The organism is Sulfitobacter geojensis, from assembly GCF_000622325.1.
In the GTDB taxonomy this organism is placed as follows: Bacteria; Pseudomonadota; Alphaproteobacteria; order Rhodobacterales; family Rhodobacteraceae; genus Sulfitobacter; species Sulfitobacter geojensis.
In genome coordinates, this window is record NZ_JASE01000005.1 from 3,249,089 (window position 1) to 3,267,991 (window position 18,903).

Annotated in this window: 21 protein-coding genes; 11 read left to right on the plus strand and 10 right to left on the minus strand. The window is 58.1% G+C overall.

From position 1 onward, the window contains the following. Window positions 1-3: 3 nt before the first annotated feature. The 4 genes from Z947_RS0117805 to miaB form a co-directional block, all read right to left on the minus strand. Window positions 4-996 carry a PhoH family protein gene (locus Z947_RS0117805; RefSeq protein ID WP_037939016.1) on the minus strand — a complete coding sequence of 331 codons (993 nt, stop codon included), beginning with the start codon at window positions 994-996 and terminating at the stop codon, window positions 4-6. 148 nt (window positions 997-1,144) lie between these two features. Beyond that, window positions 1,145-1,471 carry a hypothetical protein gene (locus tag Z947_RS0117810; protein WP_025045637.1) on the minus strand — a complete coding sequence of 109 codons (327 nt, stop codon included), beginning with the start codon at window positions 1,469-1,471 and terminating at the stop codon, window positions 1,145-1,147. A gap of 11 nt (window positions 1,472-1,482) precedes the next feature. Continuing rightward, a complete protein-coding gene (locus Z947_RS0117815; RefSeq protein ID WP_025045638.1) occupies window positions 1,483-2,070 on the minus strand; it encodes an OmpA family protein in 588 nt (195 codons plus the stop codon). A 215-nt stretch (window positions 2,071-2,285) separates the two neighbouring features. Next, entirely contained in the window at window positions 2,286-3,605 is a 1,320-nt protein-coding gene (gene miaB / locus Z947_RS0117820; protein ID WP_025045639.1) for a tRNA (N6-isopentenyl adenosine(37)-C2)-methylthiotransferase MiaB, read from the minus strand. 115 nt (window positions 3,606-3,720) lie between these two features. On the opposite strand from miaB, the gene Z947_RS0117825 reads away from it, so the two are divergent. Further along, window positions 3,721-4,590 carry a hypothetical protein gene (locus Z947_RS0117825; protein ID WP_025045640.1) on the plus strand — a complete coding sequence of 290 codons (870 nt, stop codon included), beginning with the start codon at window positions 3,721-3,723 and terminating at the stop codon, window positions 4,588-4,590. Window positions 4,591-4,662: 72 nt separating this feature from the next. Here the strand turns inward: Z947_RS0117825 and Z947_RS0117830 are convergent, their stop codons facing one another. Both Z947_RS0117830 and irrA read right to left on the minus strand, forming a co-directional pair. Next, on the minus strand, window positions 4,663-5,460 hold the full coding sequence (locus Z947_RS0117830; protein WP_025045641.1) for a phytanoyl-CoA dioxygenase family protein: 798 nt from the start codon (window positions 5,458-5,460) through the stop codon (window positions 4,663-4,665). A 16-nt stretch (window positions 5,461-5,476) separates the two neighbouring features. Beyond that, window positions 5,477-5,905, minus strand: a complete 429-nt coding sequence (gene irrA, locus Z947_RS0117835) for an iron response transcriptional regulator IrrA (RefSeq protein WP_025045642.1) — start codon at window positions 5,903-5,905, stop codon at window positions 5,477-5,479. A 193-nt stretch (window positions 5,906-6,098) separates the two neighbouring features. Between irrA and fabA the strand changes: the two genes are divergently transcribed. Continuing rightward, window positions 6,099-6,608, plus strand: a complete 510-nt coding sequence (fabA, locus tag Z947_RS0117840) for a bifunctional 3-hydroxydecanoyl-ACP dehydratase/trans-2-decenoyl-ACP isomerase (RefSeq protein ID WP_025045643.1) — start codon at window positions 6,099-6,101, stop codon at window positions 6,606-6,608. 74 nt (window positions 6,609-6,682) lie between these two features. Here fabA and Z947_RS0117845 read toward each other — a convergent pair whose 3' ends face one another. Continuing rightward, a complete protein-coding gene (locus tag Z947_RS0117845) occupies window positions 6,683-7,285 on the minus strand; it encodes an SDR family oxidoreductase (protein ID WP_338057836.1) in 603 nt (200 codons plus the stop codon). 73 nt (window positions 7,286-7,358) lie between these two features. Then, complete coding sequence (locus tag Z947_RS0117850; RefSeq protein ID WP_025045645.1) at window positions 7,359-8,735, minus strand: NAD-dependent succinate-semialdehyde dehydrogenase; 1,377 nt, start codon at window positions 8,733-8,735, stop codon at window positions 7,359-7,361. Window positions 8,736-8,957: 222 nt separating this feature from the next. Between Z947_RS0117850 and Z947_RS0117855 the strand changes: the two genes are divergently transcribed. The 3 genes from Z947_RS0117855 to Z947_RS0117865 all read left to right on the plus strand — a co-directional run bounded on the left by Z947_RS0117855 (window position 8,958) and on the right by Z947_RS0117865 (window position 11,977). After that, window positions 8,958-9,836, plus strand: coding sequence for an adenylate/guanylate cyclase domain-containing protein (locus tag Z947_RS0117855; protein ID WP_025045646.1), 879 nt, complete (start codon window positions 8,958-8,960; stop codon window positions 9,834-9,836). A gap of 110 nt (window positions 9,837-9,946) precedes the next feature. Further along, a complete protein-coding gene (fabB, locus tag Z947_RS0117860) occupies window positions 9,947-11,176 on the plus strand; it encodes a beta-ketoacyl-ACP synthase I (protein WP_025045647.1) in 1,230 nt (409 codons plus the stop codon). Window positions 11,177-11,185: 9 nt separating this feature from the next. Continuing rightward, window positions 11,186-11,977, plus strand: coding sequence for an enoyl-ACP reductase FabI (locus tag Z947_RS0117865; RefSeq protein WP_025045648.1), 792 nt, complete (start codon window positions 11,186-11,188; stop codon window positions 11,975-11,977). A 109-nt stretch (window positions 11,978-12,086) separates the two neighbouring features. On the opposite strand, the gene Z947_RS0117870 is transcribed toward Z947_RS0117865, so the two are convergent. Next, window positions 12,087-13,202: a THUMP domain-containing class I SAM-dependent RNA methyltransferase gene (locus tag Z947_RS0117870; RefSeq protein ID WP_025045649.1), complete on the minus strand. Its 1,116-nt coding sequence runs from the start codon at window positions 13,200-13,202 to the stop codon at window positions 12,087-12,089. A gap of 124 nt (window positions 13,203-13,326) precedes the next feature. Here Z947_RS0117870 and Z947_RS0117875 point away from each other — a divergent pair, with 124 nt between their 5' ends. Beyond that, a complete protein-coding gene (locus Z947_RS0117875) occupies window positions 13,327-13,737 on the plus strand; it encodes a hypothetical protein (protein ID WP_025045650.1) in 411 nt (136 codons plus the stop codon). Window positions 13,738-13,770: 33 nt separating this feature from the next. On the opposite strand, the gene Z947_RS0117880 is transcribed toward Z947_RS0117875, so the two are convergent. Next, entirely contained in the window at window positions 13,771-14,202 is a 432-nt protein-coding gene (locus Z947_RS0117880) for an FKBP-type peptidyl-prolyl cis-trans isomerase (RefSeq protein ID WP_025045651.1), read from the minus strand. 192 nt (window positions 14,203-14,394) lie between these two features. Between Z947_RS0117880 and Z947_RS0117885 the strand changes: the two genes are divergently transcribed. From Z947_RS0117885 to pcaD, 5 genes are read left to right on the plus strand one after another with little or no spacing between them, the layout of a single operon-like run. Continuing rightward, on the plus strand, window positions 14,395-15,081 hold the full coding sequence (locus Z947_RS0117885; protein WP_025045652.1) for a haloacid dehalogenase type II: 687 nt from the start codon (window positions 14,395-14,397) through the stop codon (window positions 15,079-15,081). After that, window positions 15,081-15,905, plus strand: a complete 825-nt coding sequence (locus Z947_RS0117890; RefSeq protein WP_025045653.1) for an alpha/beta fold hydrolase — start codon at window positions 15,081-15,083, stop codon at window positions 15,903-15,905. Before Z947_RS0117885 ends, Z947_RS0117890 begins: the two co-directional genes overlap by 1 nt. Beyond that, window positions 15,902-16,873 (plus strand): threonine ammonia-lyase, encoded by a 972-nt coding sequence (locus Z947_RS0117895; RefSeq protein ID WP_025045654.1) that lies wholly within the window; start codon window positions 15,902-15,904, stop codon window positions 16,871-16,873. Before Z947_RS0117890 ends, Z947_RS0117895 begins: the two co-directional genes overlap by 4 nt. Then, window positions 16,870-18,069: an endonuclease/exonuclease/phosphatase family protein gene (locus tag Z947_RS0117900; protein ID WP_025045655.1), complete on the plus strand. Its 1,200-nt coding sequence runs from the start codon at window positions 16,870-16,872 to the stop codon at window positions 18,067-18,069. The genes Z947_RS0117895 and Z947_RS0117900 overlap by 4 nt, the downstream gene beginning before the upstream one ends. Further along, window positions 18,066-18,854, plus strand: a complete 789-nt coding sequence (pcaD, locus tag Z947_RS0117905; protein WP_025045656.1) for a 3-oxoadipate enol-lactonase — start codon at window positions 18,066-18,068, stop codon at window positions 18,852-18,854. The genes Z947_RS0117900 and pcaD overlap by 4 nt, the downstream gene beginning before the upstream one ends. The last annotated feature ends 49 nt before the right edge of the window (window positions 18,855-18,903 follow it).

Consider the following 18,903-nt stretch of genomic DNA (forward strand, 5'->3'; position numbering starts at 1 on the left):
GCATCACGAGGCGGGGTTGTCCGCCTCGTAAGCTTCGATGATTGCGGCAACCAAAGGATGGCGTACCACATCTTTGGAGGTGAAATAATTGAAGCTGATTTTGGGGATCTTGTTCAGCAGGCGTTCCGCGTCGGCAAGCCCCGAGGGCACGCCGCGCGGCAGGTCGATCTGTGTACGGTCACCCGTAATGACCATGCGCGATCCTTTGCCAAGACGTGTAAGGAACATCTTCATTTGCATCGACGTCGCGTTCTGCGCCTCGTCCAGCACGACAAAAGCATTGGACAGGGTGCGCCCGCGCATAAAGGCCAAAGGCGCGATTTCAATACGTTTTTCTTCGATCAGCTTGGCCAGTTGTTTGCCCGGCAGGAAGTCGTTCAGCGCGTCGTAAAGCGGCTGCATGTAAGGATCGACCTTGTCCTTCATATCCCCGGGCAAGTACCCCAGCTTTTCGCCCGCTTCGACCGCGGGACGGCTGAGAATAATCTTGTCCACATGCCCGCCGATGAACATGTTAATGCCCACCGCGACGGCCAGATAGGTTTTGCCGGTGCCCGCAGGGCCGATGCCGAAAGTCAGTTCATCATCAAACAGCGATTTGACGTAGGCTTTCTGCGCATCTGTGCGCGGCTCTACCCGTTTCTTGCGGGTCTGGATTTCAAAGGTGTCGCCCACCGGCATCTCCAGCTGGCCGCCCGTCTGGGGGCGTGTTCCCGCCATCGGGCTGCCCATGCGCAGCAGGCTTTCGACTTCGGCAGGGGCCACAGTGCGTCCGCTTTCAAGGCGGGCATAGAGGGTGTTCAGCACGCCTTCGGCCCGCTGTTTGCTATCGGTGTCACCCAGAATGCTTAGCTGGTTCCCGCGCCGGATGATCTGGACGTCCAGCGCTTTTTCAATGGCCGCCAGATGTGCATCATAGGCACCGCAGAGATCAATCAGCAGACGGTTGTCGGCGAATTCAAGCACAATAGGGTCAGCAGCAGGTACTGCCGTCATTTGGTCGCTTGGGGGCAAGGGAAGCTCCTTGGGTTGAGGCGTGTCACAAGCAGGTAGGGTCGAACGGGGGAAATTGCACCCCTGAAACGCAAATCGGGCCAGAGTGATAAACACTCCGGCCCGATGATGCTGACAATTTGAGCCAAAATCAGTTTGGATCCGCAATGTTTGAGCCGCCTTTGAAGTCGCCGACTGTGTGTGTGGGCGGTGCGACGCCAGAGCAAACGGGCTTGCCGTATTTGTCCAGACGGGCGGAGAGGTATCCTTCGACACCGTCGTCGATGATCCAGTGGTCACAGCCGTTCGGGTCAACCCAGATACCAGCCTGAAGCGTGCTCAGGTGATGGGCGTTGATGCCACCGTCGACGGTTTTGTCCGACGGCAAGCCGCGGAACGGAATACCGGTCTCAACATCGCTACAGGCACCCAGCCCGATGGCACAGGCCGTCACAAGAAGAATTTTTGTTTTGATCACGTCATGTCCCCTTAGCGAATACAGATGATTTCGACGCGACGGTTTTTGGCCATCCCATGCGATGAGTTATTGGCCGCAACCGGCAGGCGTTCGCCATAGCCGCGCACATCGGCGATACGTGCCCCGTTTGCCACAGCAATGGCCGCAACGGCGTTGGCGCGGTTATAGCTGAGTTTCATATTATAGGCATCAGACGCGCGGCTGTCCGTGTGACCGGTAATGATATAGGACACAGCGCCGGTTTTCTTGAAGAACTCGGACAGACGCGCCTTGCCCGCTTTGTGAATGCGGTAGCTGTCGGTGGAGAAAAACTGATCCGATTTCATCACGCCACAAACGTTGCCACGGCGGCAGACCGGGATACCCTGACGTGTGGTGTGGGGCGTCATGTAGCCTTCGGCACCGTCGTCCATCACCCAGTGTTCGCAGCCGTCGGGATCAACCCAGATGGTCGGTGTATAAACACCTTTGTCACGGCCACCCTGCGAACGTGTTTGTGCGTCTGCACTTGTTGGCGCAAAAGCCATCGGCATCGCAATCGCGGCTGCAAGTGACAGGCTCGCCACCGCGCGGATTGCTTTGGAGATTGTGTTCACCACAGCATTTTCCTTCTTATGTTCCCCCACGAAAGGCATGTCCGGCATCTAGGCTGGCCATCCCCGCTTAGTCACACACGTTAGGTAAAAATTTGCAGGGTGTGAAGCACTGTTCTCTACATTTAGTGGTTTATTGTGGGGCAAACACATGGAATTAAGGCAGCAATGTGGCAAACTCGCACCAAACGGGCACGCACTCCCTAAGGTTGAACGCGCCCTTAAAGATGTCGCGCGGTCAGCGAATTGGTTTTGGCCTCCGCGATTCTGACATTTACGATATCTCCAATTTGCGCGGTGCAGTTTTCGATATGCACCGAATGCAGGTATTCCGATTTGCCCAGCATCTGCCCCGCTTCGCGGCCTGCCCGTTCAATCAGAACCGAAACGTCACGCCCGACCATGCTGTTCTGGATCTCGCGCTGGTGCCCGGTGATCAAGGCCTGCAGGCGTTGCAACCGCGCATCCGCCACATCGGCATCCACCAAGGCGCGTTCGGCGGCAGGTGTGCCCGGGCGGGTCGAGTATTTGAACGAATAGGCGTAGCCGTATTTCACTTCGCGCACCAAATCCATCGTCGCCTCGAAATCAGCATCGGTTTCTTCGGGGAAACCGACAATGAAATCACCTGACAGGATGATATCGGGACGCGCGGCGCGAATGCGCTCCAGCAAGCGCAGATAGCTGTCCGCGGTATGGCTGCGGTTCATCCGTTTCAAAATCCGGTCCGATCCCGATTGCACCGGCAGATGCAGATAGGGCATCAGCTCGGGCACTTCGCCATGGGCCGCAATCAGGTCATCGTCCATGTCGTTGGGATGGCTTGTTGTGTAGCGGATCCGCTCCAGCCCGTCGACCTTGGCCAAGGCGCGGATCAGCTGCGCAAGCGTCATGTCGCCCGCATCCCCTGCCCCGTGATAGGCATTTACGTTCTGGCCCAGCAACGTCACTTCGCGTACGCCACGTTCAACCAGATCGCGGGCTTCCTGCAAGACGCGGCTGGCAGGGCGGCTAACTTCGGCACCGCGGGTGTAGGGCACAACACAAAAGGCGCAGAACTTGTCGCAGCCTTCCTGAACCGTCAAAAACGCCGCCGGGGCGCGTTTTGCCTTGGGGCGCGATTTCAGGTGCTCGAATTTATCCTCTTCCGGGAAATCCGTATCAAGCGCGGTTTCACCCTTGCGGACCTTTGTCTCCATCTCCGGCAGACGATGATAGCTTTGCGGGCCGACCACCAGATCAACAGCGGGCTGGCGACGCATGATTTCTTCGCCTTCCGCCTGCGCCACACATCCTGCCACGCCGATTTTCAAATCGGGGTTCAATTCTTTCAACGGCTTCAGGCGGCCCAGTTCGGAATAGACCTTTTCAGCTGCTTTCTCGCGAATGTGGCAGGTATTCAGCAGAATCATATCTGCATCATCCGCTGTCGACGTCTCGACATAGCCCTGTCCGCCCAGCGCTTCGGCCATGCGTTCGCTGTCATAGACATTCATCTGACAGCCATAGGTCTTGATAAACAGCTTTTTGGGCGCAGTCATAGCATCGGTCCAACGTGTGCGGGAAATCTACCGCGACATAACAGGGCCACCCTGCGCTTGCAATGCACGCCGATTTAACCGATTCTACTGCAAAACCGCGCCGACAAGAGGCCCCATGCAGTACACCAGCCTATCGCAGATGATCACAGCAGAGGCCGCGACCCTTGCCAAGGGGCCGCTGGCGATTGTCATGATCGAAGATGACGTCGAGGTTGCCACAACCCTGCGTCATCACCAGCAGATGGGTTTCAAAGCTGTGATCGCCTTGATGCCTGCAGTGTTCGAGTTGCCCCGTGACCTTGCACAAACCGTCATCCGCGTTGATTATAACATGTCTGCCGATCACGCGATGGAACAGGCGGTGAATGCGCTGATGGAACCGGCGGCGGGGCAATGGGTCTATTATTGCTATAACGCCGAATTCTTCTTTTTTCCGTTCTGCGAAACCCGCAATGTGGCCGAAATGCTGGCCTTTCACACCGAAGAACGCCGCGACGCGATGCTGGCCTATGTGATCGACCTCTATTCTGACAATCTGGATGTGCACCCGAATGCCGTCTCATTGGACAATGCCCATATGGACCGGTCCGGGTATTACGCGCTGGCGCGCCCCGATGCGGACAACCATGGCCACCCCAAGGACCGGCAACTGGATTTCTTTGGCGGTTTGCGCTGGCGCTTTGAAGAACATGTGCCCGTGTTGCGCCGCAAAATTGACCGTATCCCGCTGTTTCGCGCCAAGAAGGGCTTGAAAATCCGCTGGGATCACACGTTTTCCGACGAAGAATACAACACTTTCGCCTGTCCATGGCACCACAACATCACCGCGGCGATCTGTTCGTTTCGCACTGCAAAAGCGTTGAAAAGCAATCCGGGCAGCAAGTTCGAGATCGACAGTTTCAAATGGCATAACTCCGCCCCTTTCGAGTGGCATTCGCGCCAGCTGCTTGATCTGGGGCTGATGGAACCGGGGCAGTGGTTTTAGCAGATCAGGACGCCGAACGCCAAAGTTCTGCGATGATGTTTCCGCATTAAATACAGGATTGTCGTCGCAGGTTCAGTTTTGCGGCCATAACAACGGGAACCAATCGCGGCGCAGCTTCTGCCCCGCGCGCATATCATGTCCGGGAAACGGCGGAGAGGTCGGACCGGGGCGCTCGACATAGCGCGCATCATCCCCCACCAGCCGCAGCGAAAACGCCCGCCGCCGCGCATTGGCGGTATTGCCACGCGCCCCGTGCAGAATGCCATAGTTGAACGCCACCGCATCGCCGGGTTCCATGTGCCATTCCCGCACGTCCATGCCTTCGGCGTCGGGATCTGGCACCGGCATATAGGGCGCGGGATCGAAAAACGCGTCGCCCTTGGCCCAACGTGTTGGCAACACCGGCTTTTCCCACAGATGCGACCCCGCGACACAGCGCAAGGTTGCTTCTGTCACCGGATCAAGCGGCGACCAGAAACTGACCGTCTGACGCCCCTCGACAAAATAATAAGGCCCGTCCTGATGCCACGGCGTTGCCATCGAGGTACCAGGCTCCTTGACCAGCACGTGATCGTGAAACAGCTGCGCGGTCTCGCTTTGCATCAACGCGGCACCGACCTGCGCCGCAGCACTGTCGCGGATCACCTGTTCAAATTCGGGAATGCGCTGCCAGTTGCAATAATCGTCAAAAAACCGGCCCGTTTCGCCCGCCTTGTCGTTGTTGGATGCATAGGGGCCGGGCTGCGCCATGTTACGCGCGACACCGGAGCGGAGTTTGTCGACGTGATCCGCGAACAGACCTTTGATCAGCACAACACCGTCGCGCTTATAGGTGTCGATCTGGTTCTGTGTAAGAAGTGGGTGAGGCACTACCGTAGGGCGGGGTTTACCCCGCCGCCCCTTTGCGCCGCAGACGGATTACCACATCGACGCTGGCAATCTCCGCCCCCGCAGGCGCGTCAGGGAGCCCCGAAATCACCAGTTGATCAGCAGGCGCATCGGTCAATTTGCTGTCGTCTTCCCAATAGAAATGCGGATGTTCATGGGTGTTGGTGTCAAAATAGCTTTTGGAACCGTCAACTGTCACCTCCTGCAACAACCCCGCCCCGCAAAAGGCGCGTAACGTGTTGTAAACAGTTGCCAAAGACACGGCATCGCCCTGTCCCTTGGCCGCTTCGAACAGGCTTTCGGCGGTGACGTGACGGTGCTGTCCGTCCCCCACCAGCAGGCTGGCCAAAGTCACCCGTTGACGGGTCGGCCGCACACCGGCCTGTTCCAGCCAGCGGATGCCGTTTTCCTGAAGGGTCTGCGTCATGGATCGCTCCGTTACGTGTTGCGATGTAATATAGGGCCTAATGCGCATTGTTTTCAATTCGAAAACCGAAAACTGGCACTAGAGTGCATCATTGCCGCCGGTGCTGTACGCATCCCCCGCGGTACACTTGCGGTAAAGGCCCGCGCAGGGTAGACCGCCAACGACCAATTTGCCCAGCAGGAGAACCCGACGCATGGCCGACTATCCCACCAGCTTTGACAAGGAAGCACTGTTGAAATGCGCCGCCGGCGAATTGTTCGGCCCCGGTAATGCGCAGCTGCCCGCGCCACCGATGTTGATGATGGACCGGATCACGGACGTGTCCGGCGATGGCGGTGCACATGGCAAGGGTCATATCACTGCCGAATTCGATATCACCCCGGATTTGTGGTTCTTTGACTGCCATTTCCCCGGCAACCCGATCATGCCGGGCTGTCTGGGCCTCGATGGCTTGTGGCAACTGACCGGTTTTAACCTTGGCTGGCGCGGCTGGCAGGGGCGCGGTTACGCGCTGGGTGTGGGCGAGGTCAAATTGACCGGTATGGTCCGCCCTGACCGCAAGATGCTGACGTATAAGATTGACTTCACCAAGGCGATCCAGACCCGCCGCCTGACCATGGGTGTGGCCGACGGCATCGTCGAAGCTGACGGCGAAGTGATTTATCAGGTCAAAGACATGAAGGTCGCTCTTTCAGAGAGCTGACATAAAAATGCCCTGCCCCGCAGCAGCGCAAAGCGCTGTCGGGACAGGGCATTAAGACTGTAATCCAAAGCGATCTAGGCCGACTGCATATCCAGCGCCTTGCCGTCATATGTGCCGTTCACGGCAGCTTCGGCCAGAACATGTGCAACATCTGCGCGGCTCGCCTCGGCGGATTTATCAACCTCTGCACCCAGCGTAATGTTGTCGCTACGCCCGTCATCGGTCAGCGCCACGGGGCGCAAGATGGAGAAGTTCAGGCTTGACGCTTTGAGGTGCTCATCTGCGGCGTGTTTCGCTTCAAGGTAATGCGCCATTTCGCCCCCTTGGCTGGGGTTGTCTGCACCGATCGAGCTGAGCATCACAAAGCGGGACACACCCGACTTTTCAGCCAGATCAATCAGGTTCTTGGCACCGTCACGATCAACCTTGTCCGTCATTTCCTGTCCGGTGCCGCTGCCAGAGCCTGCGGCGAATACGACCACATCGGTATCGGCACAGACATCATCATTGAGATCCGTCAGATCGCCGAGGCGCTGTTCGACACCATCAGGCAGACCACTGGTGTCAGAACTCTCGCGCACCAATGCGACGGGGTTATGACCCATCTGTTTGATTTCTTTTACAAGCTGGGTTCCGGTTTTGCCGGTTGAACCGGCGACAAGTACATTCATCGTCATTGTATTCTCTCCTTCTGGGATAGGGGCGGCGCAAAAACGCTGCACCCCATGGATTTTTCAAGTAAAGGGTGGCTTAGGACGGCAGGTACACGGCCTTGGCGTTCACGAACTCTTTCATGCCAAAGCCGCCATGTTCGCGGCCGTAGCCGGAATCTTTTACGCCGCCGAAGGGCATATTGGGGTCTGCGGCACCAAACGAATTGATGCGCACCATGCCGGTGTCGAAATGCTCGCGCGCCAACTTCAGCGCGTGCTCTTCATCCTTACAGAAGATGCCGCCGCCCAGGCCATATCGGCTGTCGTTCGCAATCCGCATCGCGTCTTCGTCATCCTTTGCGCGGATGACAGAGGCGACCGGCCCGAAAATTTCATCGTCATATGCTGGCATACCGGGTTTCACGTCGCCCAGCACGGTCGCGGGGTAATAGGCACCCGTCCGGTCCGGCACTTCGCCGCCGCACAACACTTTCGCACCGTTTGCGACACTTTCCTTGACTTGATCGCGGACAGTCTCGAACTGCTCGATGCTCGACAGTGGCCCCAGCTTGGTGCCTTCCTCCATCGGATCGCCCATCTTGATTTCGCTCATCTTCGCGACGAATGCCTCTACAAAGGCATCATAGACCTTGTCAGCCACAACGAAGCGTTTTGCGGACACACAGGTTTCGCCGTTGTTATACAGCCGCCCAATGACCGAAAACTTTACAGCGGTTTCGATGTCGGCGTCTTCAAGAACGAGGTAAGCGTCGTTTGACCCCAGCTCCAGCACGGTTTTCTTCAATGCTTTTGCAGCTGTCGCGCCGATGTGACGGCCAGCGCCATCGCTGCCTGTCATGGTGACGCCGCGCACAAGCTTGTGTTCGATCAGTTTGTCGCTCACGTCGTGGCCAATCAGAACAACCTGAAACAGGTCTTCCGGCAGGCCCGCCTCAATGCACAATTCACGCAAACGCAGACCGGAACCGGTACAGATAGAGGCGTGTTTGAGGATACAACCGTTACCAGCGATCAGGTTTGCCGCCAGCACCCGTACCGGCTGGTACAGGGGGAAGTTCCACGGCTGAATGGAATAAATCACGCCGATGGGCTGGAATGTGACCACACCACGTTTGCCGTCACCGTGCACGCGTTCTTCATCGCCCAACATATCGGCGCCGTGATCCGCGCTGTATTCGAAAATCTGGGCGCACAGCTCGACCTCGGTTTTGCCGTCTTTCAGCAGCTTGCCCATCTCACGGGTCATCAGCTCTACCAGCTCGTCCTTGTTCTCGCGCAGCTTCTCGGCAATCGCTCTGAGGTACGGCGCGCGTTCTTCGTGTGATTTCTTGCGCCACTCCAGAAACGCTGCATGACAGGCTTCGACCGCATCAAACGCCTGTTCCTGCGACATCTTGGGGTAGCTGTTGATGGCCTCTTCTGTGGCCGGGTTCATTGTTTCGATCTTTGACATTGGATACTTCCTTTGCTCTGTTGAGAACCCAACAGCCCACATCCAGCAAAGTTCCACCCGCCATACCGGGTGCGGCAGGCTGCCGCGCATCCGGTGGTGCAATCAGCGGCTGTATCTCCGTTTTCTGCCCCCGGAATTCTTGCAACAAAGCGCCCGCAAATCTAAAGTCGCAGCATAATTGCACAAACGCTATTTCCCTTCCCGCTGCGGAGAACATGTTTTATGGCCACGGCCCACGTCCTGATTGCCGATATTACCGGCAGCACAAGTTTGTATGACAGGCTATCCGATCAGGACGCTTTGGCGCAGATCAGCACGATTTTGGCGCAGATGCGCAGCATCATCGAAGACAATGGCGGACACTGCGTGAAATCGCAGGGCGACGACACGCTCAGCTTTTTCGGCGATGCCGAAAGCGCCTTCAAAGCGGCGCGATCGATGATTCAGGCGGATTGGGGCGAAGGGTTGGGTGTGCATGCCGGTGCCCACTGCGGGGATGTTTTAAGTCAGGATTCAGATATTTACGGGGACGCCGTGAACACCGCCGCGCGTCTGGCGGCACTGGCCAAACCCGGCGAGGTACTGGTCGGCGATACGGTTTTTGAACAGCTGACTGCGCCTTTACAGGCGCTTTTTGTCTCGATGGGGGGCGTGAAGCTGAAGGGCAAACGCGACGCGACGCGGGTGCATTCCTTCGCCGTCAGTGATCTGTCCACACAGACCGTTTTGTTCGGGATGAAGGACTCGCCCATCGGGCCGCGCACTGAATCTGCGGTGCTGAGTTGTGATGCGCAGGAGTGGTCCCTGCTGGATGGTGAAAGCGTGATGGTGGGGCGGTCGTCAGATTGTCAGGCGGTGGTGGAGCATCCTTGGGTCTCGCGCAAGCACGGTATTTTCGAGCTGCGGGCCGCACAACTGGAATATACCGATCACAGTTCCTCGGGCAGTACGGTGATCACATCAGGCGGGCAGGAATATACGCTGCAACGCCGTTCGATGCTGTTAAGTGGCGAAGGCGTGGTGTTGGTCGGCACACGTGACAAAACCGTCAGCAGCTCGATTATTCGTTATAGCACGAATGATCTTGTGCCGGATCAATAGGCCAAGCCCGCCCGCTAACCGCTTGCACCGCCAAGCCTTGCCGTCCTAGATAGACATAGAATTAGTAAGGGAGTGCAGTCCATGCGCCGCGTCAAGCCAGAGGTTTGCTCATGAAACGGGTCGTCGTCACAGGTCTTGGCATTGTTTCATCCATCGGGAACAACGCCGAAGAAGTCACAGCCGCGCTCAAAGCGGGTACATCAGGTATTGAAGCAAGCCCCGAGATGACGGAGCACGGTTTCCGCTCTCAGGTCGCAGGCACGCTCAAGATCAATGTCGCGGATCACATCGACAAACGTACCCTGCGTTTCATGGGACAAGGCGCGGCCTATGCCTATATCGCCATGCAGCAGGCCATTGCCGATGCAGGTCTGGACGAGGAAACAATCAGCAATCCGCGCACCGGACTCATTGCAGGTTCCGGCGGGCCCTCCACTTCTGCCATGAAGACAGCGCATGATATCGTTGACAAGACCGGTGCGACCAAGCGCATCGGGCCTTTTGCAGTACCGAAATGCATGTCCTCGACCATCAGCGCCAACCTTTCCACCGCGTTCAAGATCAAAGGGATCAACTATTCGATCACCTCGGCCTGCTCGACCTCGCTGCATTGCATCGGGTCCGCTGCGGAACAAATCATGCTGGGCAAACAGGATGTGATGTTTGCAGGTGGCGGTGAAGAACTGGACTGGACGCTGTCTTGTCTGTTCGACGCCATGGGCGCGATGAGTAGCAAATATAACGATACGCCAGAGAAAGCCTCCCGCGCTTTCGACGCCAACCGCGACGGCTTTGTGATCACCGGCGGTGGCGGCATGGTTGTGCTGGAAGACCTCGATCATGCGCTGGCGCGTGGAGCCACGATCTATGCCGAAGTGACCGGCTTTGCTGCCACATCCGACGGGCACGACATGGTCGCGCCGTCGGGCGAAGGCGGCACACGCGCCATGCAACTGGCATTAGAAACCCTGCCCGAAGGCCGCAAGGTCAGCTATATCAACGCGCACGGCACCTCGACCCCTGTAGGTGATGTGGGCGAGATCGAAGCAGTCCGCCGTGTATTTGGTCAAGGCAGCACACCACCTGTCAGCTCCACCAAGTCTATGACTGGCCACGGTCAGGGTGCTGCTGGGGCGATGGAAGCGATCTTCTGCTTGTTGATGCTCAAGGATGATTTCATCACACCGTCGATTAACGTCGAAACGCTCGATCCCGCGCTGGAAGCCTCCGAAATCGCCACGACGCTGGTCGAGAATGCGGGCCTCGATTCCGTGATGACTAATTCATTCGGATTTGGCGGCACCAACGGATCAATGATCCTGTCGAAATACAAAGGATAGGATCACAATATGTCTGACCTGCTCAAAGGAAAACGCGGCCTGATTATGGGGGTCGCCAACGAACGCTCCATCGCTTGGGGCATCGCAAAAGCGATGGCCAAAGCCGGTGCGGAGCTGGCGTTCACCTATCAGGGCGAGGCTTTCGGCTCGCGGCTGAAACCGCTGGCTGAAAGTGTCGGGTCAGATTTCATGGTCGATGTCGACGTGACGGATGACGCGTCACTCGATGCCGCGTTCGAACAGTTAGGTGTCCGCTGGCCGACAATTGATTTTGTCGTCCACGCCATCGCGTTTTCGGATAAATCCGAGCTGACGGGGCGCTTTCTGAACACCAGCCGTGCGAATTTCAAGCATTCGATGGATATCTCTGCCTACAGCTTTATCGAAGTTGCACGCCGCGCCCATCCGATGATGGTTGAAAACGGCGGCACCTTGATGACGCTGACCTATCAGGGCAGCAACCGCGTTGTACCGAACTACAATGTGATGGGTGTGGCCAAGGCCGCGCTGGAAAGTGCCACACGCTATCTGGCAAATGATCTGGGCCCCGAAGGCATCCGCGTGAACGCCATTTCCCCCGGTCCGATGAAAACACTGGCCGGTGCGGCCATTGGTGGTGCGCGTAAAACCTACAAACACACCGACCAGAATGCTCCGATGCGCAGCAATGCGACTTTGGAAGCCGTGGGTGGTACTGCGGTTTATCTCGCCTCGGACGCCGGGGCTTGCACCACGGGTGAGATCATCCGCGTGGACGGCGGATTTCACGTTCTCGGCATGCCGCAGCAGGAGTTTCTGTAAGGCGTTGAACGCTGGCACCTGCATTATGTGGTGAGTGCGGACAGTATATAAGGCCAAAAAGAGGAGGGGCGTGGGGGTATACTTGCGCACGCGGCCCTCGGATCAAACCTTAGCGCAGCGCGGGGGTCTGCCACAGCCAGACCTTCATGCCGCCATGTGCAATCGGCGGCCCTTGGGGTTTCCATGGCAGCCCGGTGGCCTTTGCCAATGCCGGTTCGGACGTTACCATGCCCACGCGCCAGCCTTTGAACTCCGCCAGCATCGTCGCGCCGAAGGAGCCGTATAGCGCATAAAGAAGTTTTTTATTGCCGATCCGCCCGCCGTAGGGTGGATTTACCATGACCAGACCGGCCGGGCCTGCAGGCGGGCGCACTTCTGCCGCGCCGTGGCAGGAAAAGGCTGTGCATTCTGAAACTCCTGCGCGTTCGGCATTCTTTGCGGCGTTGCGCACAGCGCCTGCGTCGCGATCGGAGCCGAAAAAGCGCAAGCCATGCGGCGTTTTTGTCTGCGTGCGCCTTAGTGTTTCGTAAATTGCAGGATCAAAAGAAGCGAGTTGTTGAAAGGCAAAGCCGCGGCTGCGTCCCGGTTGCAAACCTGCCGCGATTTCAGCAGCTTCGATCACGAAGGTGCCTGATCCGCACATCGGGTCGACCAGTGGCTCTGTGCCTGTATAACCGCATTGGCGCAGCATCAGCGCCGCAAGGTTTTCGCGCATCGGCGCTTTGCCAACCGCTTCCTTGTGGCCACGGATATGCAGCGCCTCGCCGGTTGTATCCAGACTGATTGTCACCTGATTGTCGTTGATCCGTACCTTCACCATCATCTCGGCTTCGGGGGACAGAGTAATGCCATGGCTTTCTGTCAAAGCCCGCTCGATCCGTTCGGACGCGGCCTTGGCGTGATAGATTTTGGAGGCTTTACAGGTCACTTGCACCCGCACAGGCACATCGGCCCGCAGCACTGCGCCCCAGTCGAATTTGCGCGCACGTTTATCCAGCTGCGCAAGGTGAAAGGCCATAAACGCGCCGATCCGCACCAGCACGCGCACAGCTCCACGCAAGTTCAGGTTGGCGCGCCACACGTCGGGCCACCCCCCTGTGATCGTGACGCCGCCGGCGCCCGCAACGGGGTTGGTGAACCCTTGTTCAACAACTTCCTGCAACAGGACGGGTTCGAGACCGGGGGCGCAGACGAGGAATATCTCAAAGGGATCAGCGGTGTTCATCTGCTCTCTTTAGAGACAATTTTTGGCGGGCACGAGCACCGTTTTGCGTAACATTTGCTTTGCCCAACGCTAATATTCCAGAATCCGCCACGATTTCGCCAGCATCACAGCCTATCCCGCACCTATGAGTTTTCGTGACATTTATTCAAACGAGGTGCTGGAATCGCGCCGCGCGCGGTCGCAACGGGCACGGTTCTGGGGAAAGGTTGTCAGCATTGTTTTGATGTTGACCGTTGCCGTGACCCTGCGCACCGAACCGCAGTTGCGCAGCGCACTGGTATCGGCGGCAATGGCCGGCGCAATGCAGGTGACAGGCCGATCAGTGCCCGCAACATCCCCCGATTTGACCGCCGCCTTTCAGGCCGTCCCGGCGAATACGCCCCCACCTGCAAGCGGCACACGCATGCGCGACCGGATCAAGATCAACCGGCCGGGGTCCGGTGCCGACGCCGCCCCGCAGCAGGTCGACATGCAGGCACTCGCACGGGACTTGCAGAAAAAAATGGCGGCGCTCAACCGGAACGGCGATAAGTAACTGGTTCAAAACACGTCTGAACCAGACTTAAACCTAACTTGAGATCGACATCAATTCGATGTCAAACTGCAAATCCTTACCGGCCAGCGGGTGATTGGCATCCAATGTGACCGTCGCCTCATCCAGTTCCACAACCATCACCGGCATTGCCTGACCGTCCGGCGTTTGCATTTCCAATGTTGTCCCCACTTCGATGGCCAGATCTGCCGGAATGCCTTCGCGCGGGATGGCCTGACGCATTTCAGGGTTCAGCGGGCCATAGGCATCGGCACAGGCGATCTGAACCGTTTTCTTGTCACCAACGCTCATGCCCGGCAGCGCCACGTCAAGGCCGGGAATGATCTGGCCGGAACCGACTTCGAATTCCAGCGGGTCGCGCCCTTGGGAACTGTCAAAGGTCGTGCCGTCCAGCAAGGTGCCGGTATAGTGGATAGCGACTGTGTCGCCTGATTTAACTTCAGTCATCGGTGTCTCCGAATTTCAGGGGAATGGGGGGAGGCCGCGTATCTGCGCGGGTGCTCCGGATTGGGGCGCAACCTGTCAAAGCCCCCGCATGATGTAAACCCCGCTGCAGTCACTTGCGCTTTGGTACAATTTCAGGGGTTTTTCACGCGTGCTTGCCGTGACAATCTGACCCTAAATCAGGAAAGGCCGACCATGCCCATCACCACATGTGTTTTCGACGCTTACGGCACCTTGTTCGATGTCGGAGCCGCCGCCCGCCAAGCCGCCGCAGAACCGGATTTCGCCGCCATAAAAGACGACTGGATGGCCTTGGCCGAACATTGGCGCCAAAAACAGCTGTCCTATTCATGGCTGCGTGCCGTTGCAGGGGCGCATACGGATTTTTGGGAGGTTACCGAAAACGGGTTGGACTGGGCATTGGAAAAAACAGGCCATGCGCGCGATCCAGAATTGCGCGAACGCTTGCTGGCGCTTTATTGGGAATTACAGGCCTACCGCGAAGTGCCCGAGATGCTGACACGCCTAAAAGCTGCCGGATTGAACACCGCCATCCTGTCCAACGGATCGCCAGAGATGCTGGAAGGTGCTGTGCGCTCGGCTGGTATTGAAGGCGTGGTTGATGTGTCCCTGTCGGTACAAAGCGTTGGCATCTTCAAACCGGATTCCCGTGTTTACGATCTGGTTGGTGGCCATTTCGGGTGCGAAAAATCGGAAGTTTTGTTTGTGTCCTCCAACGGCTGGGACGCGGCGGCGGCGACGGGGTACGGGTTTACCACGGCGTGGGTCAACCGCGCTGGCGATCCGATGGACCGCCTGCCCTGGTCGCCGAAACATGTGTTGACGGATCTGACTGGCATTCCAGCGCTGGCAGGCATCTGATGGCGCGGTTCACCACCTCTGACGGGCTGGCGATCCACTACACGGACGAAGGGTCCGGCCTGCCAATCCTGTGTCTGGCCGGCTTGACGCGCACCGAAGCGGATTTTGATTACGTCACCCCGCATCTGTCCGGTAACCGTTTGATCAAGATGGATTATCGTGGGCGCGGGCAGTCGGATTTCGATCCTGACTGGCAAAACTATGCGCTGCCGGTTGAATGCCGTGACGTGCTGGAGCTGCTGGCCCATCTGGGGCTGGAAAAGGTGGCGGTGCTGGGCACCTCACGCGGCGGGCTGAATGCCATGGGGCTGGCCGCTGCCGCCAAGGACCGCCTGTTGGGGGTGGCCCTGAATGACGTCGGACCGGTGATCGAACCCGCAGGGCTGGACATGATCCGCCACTACATCGGTCGCCCGCCGGCGGCGAAAACCCATGCAGACGCCGCCGCCGCCATGGCACGCGCCTTTCCAGAATTTCGCGATGTGCCTGACAGCCGTTGGATGGCGGAGGCCGAAAAGCACTACGTGCAGACCGATACCGGTCTTGCCATCACATATGATCCGCATCTGCGCGACGCGGTACTGGCCGCCATGGACGGACCTGACGTTGATCTTTGGCCGTTCTTTGATGCTTTGGCTGGTTTGCCGCTGGCCTGTATCTGGGGCGAAGGATCAAACTTGCTGAGCGAAGCGACCGTGCGTGAGATGCAATCGCGCCGGCCTGATATGATCCTCGGCTCTGTCCCGGGGCGGGGCCATGTGCCGTTTCTGGACGAACCCCAGTCGATAGCTGCCTTGCACAAATGGATCGGAGAAATGCAATGAACATCGAAATGATCCGCGCTGCGGCAAAACGGATTGAAGGGCACGCACGGCGCACGCCTTTACTGAATTCGCCGTTTCTCGACGAACACGCGGGGCGGCGCGTCTGGGTCAAGGCGGAATGCCTGCAACACACCGGCAGCTTCAAATTCCGCGGCGCATGGTCGGCGCTATCCGCGCTTTATCCGGCGATACGCGCCAAAGGGGTCATCGCCTTTTCCAGCGGGAATCACGCGCAGGGTGTGGCCTTGGCCGCCAAGAAACACGGCGTTTCGGCCGTCATCGTAATGCCAGCTGACAGCCCTGCCCTGAAACTGGCCAACACCCGCGCTTACGGGGCCGAAGTGATCACCTATGATCGCGCTACCGAAGACCGCGACGCGATCGGTGAACGGCTAAGCGAAGAGCGCGGCCTGACCTTGATCAAACCCTTTGACGAACCACAGGTGATCGCAGGGCAAGGTACTTGCGGGCTGGAAATCGCCGCGCAAGCCGCCGAACAAGGCATTGAAAACGCGGACGTTATCGTATGCTGCGGCGGGGGTGGTCTGACCTCCGGCATTGCCTTGGCACTTGAGGCTGACGCCCCTACCCTGCGCGTGCGCCCTGCAGAACCCGAAGGGTTCGAAGACGTGGCCCGCTCGCTTGCTTCTGGCAAAATCGAACGCAATGCACAGCTTTCGGGCAATATTTGCGATGCGATTATCACGCCGCAACCCGGTCATATCACCTTTCCCATCATGCAGCGGCTGTGCGGCAGCGGGCTGGCGGTTACCGAAGACGAGGCACTGCGCGCAATGGCCCATGCGTGGAACCGGTTGAAGATCGTTGTCGAACCCGGCGGGGCAGTCGCCCTCGCCGCCGCACTGTTTCATGCAGACAAGATTGAAGGTGACGATGTGATCGTCACTGTTTCGGGGGGCAACGTAGATGCACCAATGTTCGCCCGCGCCTTGGAGACCCTGACATGACTGAATTCACCATCGCCAGTTTCAACGTGAAAAACCTGATCGGGGCGGACAAGGAATATTACAAATTCCAATCCTACACGCCGGAAGAATACGCGTGGAAAGAGGACTGGCTGGCCGATCAATTGGTGACTCTGAACGCCGATATCGTTGGTTTTCAAGAGATTTTTGAAGAGGACGCCCTGCGCAGCACCATCGCACGTGCAGATCGCAACGGGGCGGAAAACAACGCCGAAGCCCTGCCCGGCCCTGATAAGCGATACCGCAAACGCGCGATTTTCCAACATCTGAGCTATGGTGCCTACACGGATGCCGCCCTCGCATTTGCCCCCAATATCCATGACGGGGAGGCAGGAAACAGACGCCCCGGTGTCGCCATCCTGTCACGGCTTGGATTTGCCGAAGACCCTGAAATCATTCAGGATCTAGGTGCCCCTTTCAAAATACCGTTCCAGAAATTTGGCGGGGATGAAGGTGGATTTTTCACCATACAGAAACTAAGCCGACCGATCCTGAAAGTGCGCGTGCCAGTAGGCGATGAGGTTGTCACAGTTTTTAACTGCCACCTGAAATCCAAGCTCGGCGAATTCATCCGTCCCGATGGTGCCGAATTCGCCCATGAGTCCGATCTGACCAACTACGATCCCGTGGGCCGCGCTTTGGGGGCCGCACGCGCTGCGATGCGCCGCATGGCCGAAGCCTGGGTTTTGCGCGGTGCCATCATCGGTGAATTGCGACGGGGACGCCCCGTGATTGTGCTGGGCGATCTGAACGACAGCGAGAATGCCGTGAGTTCCGAAATCATCAGCGGCGAGGTGCCGTTCAAAAACTACGCGTGGATGCTGCGCCACGACGCGGAACATCGCGCAGATCGCTATTCTGACGCCGAAAGCGCACAGATCACCGAAGACATCGAAAGCGTCCGTCTGCATTCCGCCGAACGCATCTTCGTCAAGAAATCGCTGCGCGACATGGTCTATACCTCGGCCTTTGGCGGCATCTACGAAAGCATTGACCAGATCCTGATGTCACGCCATTTCATCCCGGACTGGGCGGGGCATATTGGCGAAATGTCATATTTTTCCGTTCTCAACGACCATCTGACCGATGGCAGCCACCCCGAAGCCCCCTATAACAAGCTTGCCTCCGATCACGGTCAGATCATGGCAACCATCCAATTGCGAAGGGCCCCCAAATGAAAATGTTCGATACCGGCGATGTCCGCCTGCACTACCGCATTGACGGGCCTGATGATGGACCCACGGTGGTCTTTGCCAACTCTTTGGGCACCGATATGCGCCTGTGGGATCCGATTCTGCCGATGCTGCCTGCGGGGTTGCGCCTGATCCGTTATGACAAGCGCGGGCACGGGTTATCGTCCTGCCCGGACGGGCCCTATTCGATGGGGGCTTTGGTCACCGATGTGGAACGTTTGCTGGACCATCTGGGCGTCAGGGAATGCGTTTTTGTCGGCCTGTCGATTGGCGGCATGATCGCACAGGGGCTGGCCGTCAAACGGCTGGATCTGATGCGCGCGATGGTGTTGTCCAACACCGCAGCAAAAATCGGCACCCCCGCGATGTGGGACGACCGTATTGCAGCCGTGAATGCGGGTGGTGTTGAGGCCTTGGCAGACGCCGTGATGGAACGCTGGTTCTCGGCCGGTTTTCGCAAAACACCTGAGCTTGAGTTATGGCGCAACATGTTGGTGCGGGGCGAAGACGCTGGATATGCCGGATGTTCCGCCGCGATTTCTGGAACGGATTTCTATTCTCCCACCGCTAGTTTGCGCCTGCCGACGCTGGGCATCGCCGGTGCCGAAGACGGATCAACCCCGCCCGATCTGGTGCGCGAAACAACCGATCTGATTCCCGGTTCGAAATTTCACCTGATCCGCAAAGCGGGCCATTTGCCCTGTGTCGAACAACCGGTTGAATATGCCGCGGTGCTTAGCGATTTCCTGAAAGGCGTTGGCCATGTCTGATCATTCGCCCCGCGTTTCGGTCCGGCCCTTTCTCTCAACAACGGACGTC